At 33.9% G+C, this 7544-nt stretch carries 6 protein-coding genes and 3 pseudogenes; 3 read left to right on the top strand and 6 right to left on the bottom strand.

The genetic code is table 11. The annotated features are described in order from the left end of the window. On the bottom strand, positions 1-172 hold a 172-nt coding region (locus AB840_RS18365; protein WP_048515559.1), incomplete at its 3' end, for a transposase. 190 nt (positions 173-362) lie between these two features. Between AB840_RS18365 and AB840_RS14525 the strand changes: the two are divergent. Further along, positions 363-1140: pseudogene (locus AB840_RS14525) on the top strand (IS3 family transposase); the annotation flags it as partial. Between the two features lies 1 nt (position 1141). Here the strand turns inward: AB840_RS14525 and AB840_RS17290 are convergent. The 3 genes from AB840_RS17290 to AB840_RS14510 all read right to left on the bottom strand — a co-directional run bounded on the left by AB840_RS17290 (position 1142) and on the right by AB840_RS14510 (position 2426). Further along, positions 1142-1312, bottom strand: coding sequence for a hypothetical protein (locus tag AB840_RS17290; RefSeq protein WP_160300573.1), 171 nt, complete (start codon positions 1310-1312; stop codon positions 1142-1144). 546 nt (positions 1313-1858) lie between these two features. Next, the gene (locus AB840_RS16250) at positions 1859-2104 is read right to left on the bottom strand and encodes a hypothetical protein (RefSeq protein ID WP_048515562.1); all 246 of its coding nucleotides are present in this window, start codon (positions 2102-2104) and stop codon (positions 1859-1861) included. After that, positions 2088-2426: a transposase gene (locus AB840_RS14510; RefSeq protein WP_048515557.1), complete on the bottom strand. Its 339-nt coding sequence runs from the start codon at positions 2424-2426 to the stop codon at positions 2088-2090. The genes AB840_RS16250 and AB840_RS14510 overlap by 17 nt, the downstream gene beginning before the upstream one ends. Before the next feature lie 246 nt (positions 2427-2672). Between AB840_RS14510 and AB840_RS14505 the strand changes: the two genes are divergently transcribed. Beyond that, complete coding sequence (locus AB840_RS14505; RefSeq protein ID WP_048515556.1) at positions 2673-3938, top strand: hypothetical protein; 1266 nt, start codon at positions 2673-2675, stop codon at positions 3936-3938. A gap of 55 nt (positions 3939-3993) precedes the next feature. Continuing rightward, positions 3994-6507 (top strand): hypothetical protein, encoded by a 2514-nt coding sequence (locus tag AB840_RS14500; RefSeq protein WP_072061873.1) that lies wholly within the window; start codon positions 3994-3996, stop codon positions 6505-6507. A 125-nt stretch (positions 6508-6632) separates the two neighbouring features. Here AB840_RS14500 and AB840_RS14495 read toward each other — a convergent pair. Both AB840_RS14495 and AB840_RS17285 read right to left on the bottom strand, forming a co-directional pair. Continuing rightward, positions 6633-7214 (bottom strand): annotated as a pseudogene (locus AB840_RS14495) (IS256 family transposase); the annotation flags it as partial. An 8-nt stretch (positions 7215-7222) separates the two neighbouring features. Continuing rightward, positions 7223-7544, bottom strand: a pseudogene (locus AB840_RS17285) (IS1634 family transposase); the annotation flags it as partial.

Raw genomic sequence — 7544 nt, 5'->3', positions numbered from 1 at the left:
CAGCGTCTTTTGCGTCCAACCTACCCTCTTTGAAGGCTTTAACCCATGTATAGATAGTACTATCAGGAAGCCCCAGTTCCGTTGCGGCTTTGTGTCCACCAATCTCCTGAGCCAATTTTACAGCCTGTGATTTAAATTCTTGGTCATAAGTTTTTATAATTCGTTTTGCCATCTTATTTCTCCTATTCTCTATCAATTATATATCACAATCCTTGAGAATAGGGTGTCAATTTTTATTGTACAACATCAGAAATTAGGCATATTGGAGTTTTCTGAGTTTTCTTAAAAAAGCCGAATAACTCGAATAAGTCAGCGGTTATCTTAGTGGAGGTGTTATCTTGGATACACGTAATACAGCCAAACAGATCCGGTTTACGCATTGGAATTATGAAGCTACGCAGAAAACGGATGAATCCGAGCTCACTGCAGCCATAATTGCTATATTTCAAGCGAGTCGTTCTAATTACGGAACTCGTAAAATCAAACAGGAACTAGCCAAGATAGATATGTATATTTCCCGCCGTCGAATCGGTCGTATAATGAGGCAGGAAGGGCTTGTATCCACATATACAACAGCCCAATTTCATCCACAAGGATACCTGCAACAAAGCAAAAATAGCTAATGTTGTAAATTGTGAATTTGATAAGCAATCCTATAGAAACGCAGTCGTAAGTGATTTAACCTATGTTCGTGTTGGAACGAGCTGGCATTATATCTGTGTACTTATAGACCTCTTTAATAGAGAAATTATTGGTTATAGTGCTGGTCCACATAAAACCGCAAAACTTGTAAAACAGGCATTTATGACGGTAAAGAAAAGTCTAGAAAACATCCATATTTTTCACACGGACCGTGGAAATGAATTAAAAAATCAGCTAATTGAAGAAATGTTGGAAGCCTTTGAAATCAACAGATCTTTGAGCCATAAAGGATGTCCTTATGACAATGCTGTTGCAGAAGCAACTTTTAAAATCATCAAGACTGAATTTGTAAAAGATCAGACCTTTATGAATCTAGCTGCATTAAAATTGCAGCTTGCTGATTATGTGAATTGGTTCAATAATCATAGAATTCATTCCTCGCTCGGTTACTTAACGCCAGTTGCGTATCGAAAAAATAACCTTAAAAAAGTTGTTTAGTTTACTGTTGACACTCCATTTTCTTGGCGGCGCCATCAAGGAGATGATAGAGTCTAAAATGGATGAACACCTGGAGTAAAGCAAATAAGACAGCTCCGACAACGAAAACGCCCGTGATGGTAATAAACCCAGCCGTCAGGGCTTCTATAAATACTTGACCCACAAAACCCACAAAAAAAACTCCCATGGAAATATCAGGGTTTGGCGGATGCCATACTAGTTTGTCCAGCAGTGCCATAGAAACGTTCGCAAAACGTTTTTCAACGCCTGAATTTTTGTAACAAAGCAAAGTCGATGAGGCAAGATATTATCTAGGTCAATACATTTACCGAGAACTTCTTGACACATACATTCTTTATTATATATTTGATATTATACAAATTTTGTGATATAATGAAAATATAAAAAAGTTAACAAAAATAAAAATGGAATATATTTGGTAAGAGCCACTTTTATTAAAGTGGCTCTTTTTGTAAATAGCTAATGGTAATAACCTGAAATTGGCTAATATTTCTATGGCGTAGGAAAGGAAAATTGTAACACTAAATGATAGTTTCCTTAGGCTGATATTCTGGCAACATAAGAAGATTGTCCATGATTGCAGGAATGGGTCCTGCGTCGGGTATAATGGCAATGAACAAGTTAATAGATGTTCCTCATTCATTGCCTTCGCATCCTTGAATCCCCATAGATTAATCTACTTATGTTTCAACGTGTTCTACATCAGTTGGCGTACCGTCTTGCGGCATACAGGAAAGCCATCTTCCTGCAGTTTGATGACAATCTTGCGAGAACCAAGATGCGGACATCTGGTATGCCAATAATCAATACGCGCCATTAAGGTCTTCTCAAGTTTGACAACTGTCGCATCCGGCTCGGTTAGTATGTAATATAGGCTGGAGCGATTCAGCCCCAGCAGCTCACACTGCCGACGGATAGAGAGCCCCTTATCCCTTTGAATCATATTCTGGGATTCGTGGGACGGTCTCTCCCGCTTGGCAAAAGCAATCCTGAAGAAAGTTGCGTTCCAACGTCAACTGACTGATGGGCTTCAGCATCTGGTTGTTCTTTTTCTTCAGGTCATTATCCTTTCTCTGAACGGCCTTACGCTCAGAATCTGTGCTAAAGGCGAGATGGGCATTCTGCAAAAAGTCTTGCTTCCATTTCCGGACCATGTTCGGATGCAGGCTATTCTCGGAACAGATAACATTAAATTCTTTGTCGCCTTGAAGAATCGACAAGACAATCTTTGTTTTAAACTTAGCAGTGTACTTTTTTCTTAGCATGACGGCAGCCTCCTATTTTGTTACCTATACTATATCATGCACTCTTGAATTTTTCAGTACTGGTCTAAATCCTTGGGCCCATTGTAGACTGCTACCTACTAATATCGGGTTTTATTTCTAGAAATCGTAGTCTACATGTTGTAAATTGGTAGTCTCGTAGTTGTAAAAAATAAAAATGGACATATTTGGTATAAACCACTTTTATTAAAGTGGTTTTTTTTTATAAATAATTAGAGGTGTATTTAATTGGAGAGTAGAGAAAAAAAAATAAATATTGGGGTTGGTTTTGTGACAGGACGTAAGCATTTTAAAAATTTAATAAAAATGTATGTAAATAACTGGAAAGAATCTGGATTAATACATAATCCCAATATTGCAATTCATTTATTTATTGCATATGATTTAAGTTATACTAACACGGCTATAGATGATTATACTATTACTGATCTCCAAATATTAAAAATGTTAGATTATATTTATTATTTAGATGAAGATACAGTTTCAAATGAAATAAAAATGTTGGTAGAAAAAGATATTATTACTCTAGATGAAGCTAAATTAATATTTGGTCGTGGGTATGCAATGAAAAGAAACGCAGTTTTATATTTTGCGATAAAAAGGAAAATTGATTATCTTGTTTTTTTTGATGATGATGAATATCCGGTAGCCAATATAAAAATTAATAATACTATTTTATGGAAGGGCGAAAATGTGTTATTGACACATATTAAAAATCTTATGTATGCAGACATAACACACGGGTATCATTGCGGATATATTTCGCCAATTCCACAAATAAAATTTAATTCTGAACTTTCGGAAAAAAATTTTCGTGTTTTTGTTGAAGCAGTAAGCAACGATATAATTAATTGGCAATCTGTAAAAACAAAAATGGATAGTGGTGGAATTACGTATGCAAACGTCAATATAGATATAAATAATAGAACAGTAAAGGTTAAGGAAAATAATGGAATGAAATTTATTTCTGGTTCTAACTTAGGTTTTAATTTAAAACAAATTGATAGAATATTTCCATTTTATAATCCTCCAGGAGCAAGAGGAGAAGATACATTTTTAAGTACGTGCATTTGCAATCGAGTTGTCAAAAAAATTCCTTGTTATATGTTTCATGATAGTTTTTTGTCCTGTGAACAGTTGCTTTTTGGTTCGTTGCCCAGTAATTTAAAAATTATGCAAGCTAATTCAGAAGATATTACTCAAAGATTTTTGAATGCATCTATTGGATGGATTCGGTATAAACCACTTTTACTTTATGTAACACAAAATAAAAATTATAAAAATGAAATTAATATAGTTGAAAAAAAGCTTGAAAAAGTTGTGCCATGTATATGTAATTACTTTAATGAAGAGAAATTTAGAATCATTTTAGATGAATTTGACTATTTTCATTTACATGTAAAAAAGCATTATAAGGATTTTAAACAAACTCAAATTGTATGGTCAAAATTAATGGATAGATTAAAAAAAAATGATGATAAAAATTATAGATAAGATGACAATTATTTGTTAAAAAACACTATATTTGTACGTTAGGGAGAAAAAACATATGAAAAACAAAAAAAATAAAATTGTTGTTATGGGAGATACCTGCATAAATGTATTACTTTGGAATATATTTCCTCAAGAAGAAAAAAAAATGAATTGGGAGAATAACATTCATTTATGCCGTGTGTATATACCCGGAGCCACATTCCTTTTAGCAAAGATGATTGTCTTGGCAACGAAGCAAGAGGTTATTTCTCCCACTATTCCTGAAGGTATTCATTTAGGGAGTGATTGTTTTTTGTATTCATTTATTGAAATCAAAACATATCCTCGTTCTGTTAATGAAGGGGAATCCAAAGTTTACAGAGTTAGTAGATTTATGGGGGTTTCAGAGGTATCAGATGAGTTCATGGCAATGGTACCATTAGAAAAAGATGCGATTGATGCCTCCATTGTTGTCATTGATGATGAAAATAATGGATTCAATCAAAATAATGAGTGTTGGCCTGTAGCGGTTCAAAGTACGAAAACAACCCCGCTTGTTTTTTATAAAATGGATAATCCGATAGAAGGTAATCCACTGCTGCAACACTTAGTTAGATATCATAATGATACAACTATTGTTATTATTAATGCTGATAATCTTCGTTCAAAGGGCGTTAATATTAGTAAAAGTATATCTTGGGAAAAAACGGCACTTGATTTTACGTGGCAGCTGGAAAACAACCCTAACTTATCGTTTTTATTAAAGTGTAAATATCTTATTGTTCTTTTTGGATTAGAGGGGGTTATTTATTGTGAGAATGATAATATGCATCAATCGTTTTTATGTTTTTTGCCATATGAGTTTGAGGGAGATTTTAGAAATAATAATTGCGGAGAAATGTATGGAATGGTTTCGGCTTTTGTGGCCGGCTTTTCGGCGGCATTTTTAGACTATAGAGTAGAAGAACTTGTAATTTCAATTTTCCAAGGAATTCGTGAAGGCATGAGTGCCATGAGAAAATATTTTTATTATGGATTTGGTGTAAAGGTGATTAGTGATTCTTTTCCAAATGCGCGCATATTTGAACAAAATTTGATTACAGATCCTGTTTTTGAATATGTACAAGATGTAAAAATACCCAATGTTTTAAATAAAGAATATCAAGATAGTTGGTCTATTTTACAAGAGAAAAGCTCTGCTAGTATTGCACAAATGGCATTTGATTTAGTTAAAAATGGAGAAGAAAATGTTTTAATGCATATACCTACTGCTAAATTTGGAAAATTAAAAACAATAGATAGAATTGAAATTGAAAGCTATCATACAATACAGAATTTAATTTCAGAATATATTTCATCAAAAAATGCCAATAGACCCCTATCTATTGCAATATTTGGCACTCCTGGATCTGGCAAATCTTATGGTTTAAATCAAATGGCTATTAGTAAATTTTCTGAAAGTATAAAAAAAGTGGATTATAATATTTCTCAGTTTTCGACATCCTTAGAGTTACAAAAAGCATTTCATCAAATAAGTGATTCTAATCTAGAAGGAAAAATACCGTTTGTTATTTTTGATGAATTTGATTCCTATTTTCATGAAAACTGGGGATGGTTAAAATATTTTTTATCACCAATGCAAGATGGTGTCTATAAAGATGAAGAAGGGTTTCACCCTATTGGGAAAGCTATATTCGTTTTTGTTGGAGGGACTAGTAGCTCCTTTTCTGAATTTTGTGGAGAAGAAATTAAAATTGAAAAAGAAAAACAACTATTTTTGAATAAGTTTAGAGATAGTAAGGGACCTGATTTTATTAGTAGATTAAGAGGGTATATTAATATACTTGGACCCAATCAAGTGAATAGTTTTGATCAGTTTTTTATGATTAGACGAGCAATGTTAATAAGATCATTACTTGAACAAAAGTTTCCTCACTTGGTTAACGAAAAAGGAATTGCACAGATTGATAATGGTGTCCTTAGAGCGATGCTAAAAATACCAAAATATAAACATGAATCCAGATCTGTAGAGGCAATTATGGACATGAGTATGTTAACTAAGGCTAAAAAATGGGAACAATCTTTTTTACCACCTAAAGAGCAGTTAAAACTTCATCTTGATGAAAAATTATTTTTAAGATATATGATGCATGATGCCATTTTCAGTGAAAAAGTCGATATAATAGCGGAATTACTAAGAAATAAATTTAATGCGTTGGATGAAGCTATTGTTGTTACAGGAGATAACACTTCCTTGAAATGGGAAAAAATGGAAGAAGGACCACGAAATTTTTATAGAGATCATGTTAAAAATATTCCAGAAGCAATTTTATTAATACAATATGATATATTATATGTTGATAATAAAATTGATAACAATCCTTTTTCGGAAAAAGAATTAAATATACTTCTTCGGTATGAATATAAACGGCGCAAAATTTATGATAAGATGAAAAAAGTAAGCTTTGTATCTCAAGATATATCTTCAGGTGAAGGGCTTAAAATGCAAATTTATCAAATGGTTACACTTTGGATTAATGCACTTTCTGAAGCAAATTTTAAATTAGAAAGATTAAATACTATAAATTAACACTAATATATTGTAGATTGTCAATGCTTAGTCAAACATTTTTGGGGCTATGAATAAAAGTCTGTAAATAAGGTCTTCTATGATAGTTAATAAAGAATTAATAAATCGTCATTTCGTTAGGGCTATCATGCCAGTAATCTGTCAGCGTACATAATGACCAGTTCACCTCTTACCTTTCCCCAATTCCGAAGTGGCATAGTCCATTTCTTGGCAGCCTCGAAAGTGGACAGGTACAAAGCCTTGAGCAGAGCTTGTGAACTTGGGAAAACACTTCGCTGACGGTTTAAACGGCGGTAGGAAGAATTTAAACTCTCAATGGTATTCGTTGTATAGAAAGCTGTACGAACGTCTATCGAAAACTTAAAGATTGGTGTTATGACATCCCAGTGATCATGCCACCGTTTCATGGCTGCTGGATACTGGGACGTCCATTTCTTATCTACTTCCTCTAACCGTTTGACAGCAGTTTTTTCGTCAGGAGCGGTATAGATCGTCCGAAGATCTCTGGCAAAATTCTTCATGTCCTTATTGGCTACATATTTAAGGGTATTACGTACCATATGCACAATACAGCGCTGGTGTTCTGTTTTTGGAAAGGCTGCAGCAATCGCTTCCTTAAGCCCTGTGAGTCCGTCCGAGCAGAGGATAAGAAGATCCTGCACGCCACGGTTCTTAAGACCGTTCAGAACACCCCGCCAGTATTTGGATTGTCCGACTAAGTGTTGACAATCCAGTCAAGCATCTGATGTAATGTATAACTTTTATATAAATTTGTCTGTTTCATTTTTTGATCCAGATACGATATAAGAATCAACGCAACAAATGTAACAAAAATTTTGCCATCCAGTCCCGTTTCAGATGAAACGAGAAGCCGCCTCATATTAAGCCGTTCCTTAATGTTGCCAAACGCTTTTTCTACCACATCCTTCTTTCTGTAGAGATGCAATGCGGTGAAGGCAGACATCTTTTCGTTTGTGATCAGTGCAAAATAACCGAAGTAACGACGTGCTTTTTTGATAGCATCTTCTTTGTAATGT

Source organism: Megasphaera cerevisiae DSM 20462 (assembly GCF_001045675.1).
Lineage (GTDB): Bacteria > Bacillota > Negativicutes > Veillonellales > Megasphaeraceae > Megasphaera > Megasphaera cerevisiae.
Note: the sequence above shows the minus strand (reverse complement) of the source record. Positions and strands in the feature narration are given on the sequence as shown.

Excerpts from the sequence above, each read along its gene's own strand:
- AB840_RS16250 (WP_048515562.1), bottom strand. The coding sequence starts at position 2,104 with ATGATTCAAAGGGATAAGGGGCTCTCTATCCGTCGGCAGTGTGAGCTG.
- AB840_RS14510 (WP_048515557.1), bottom strand. The coding sequence starts at position 2,426 with ATGCTAAGAAAAAAGTACACTGCTAAGTTTAAAACAAAGATTGTCTTG.
- AB840_RS14500 (WP_072061873.1), top strand. The coding sequence starts at position 3,994 with ATGAAAAACAAAAAAAATAAAATTGTTGTTATGGGAGATACCTGCATA.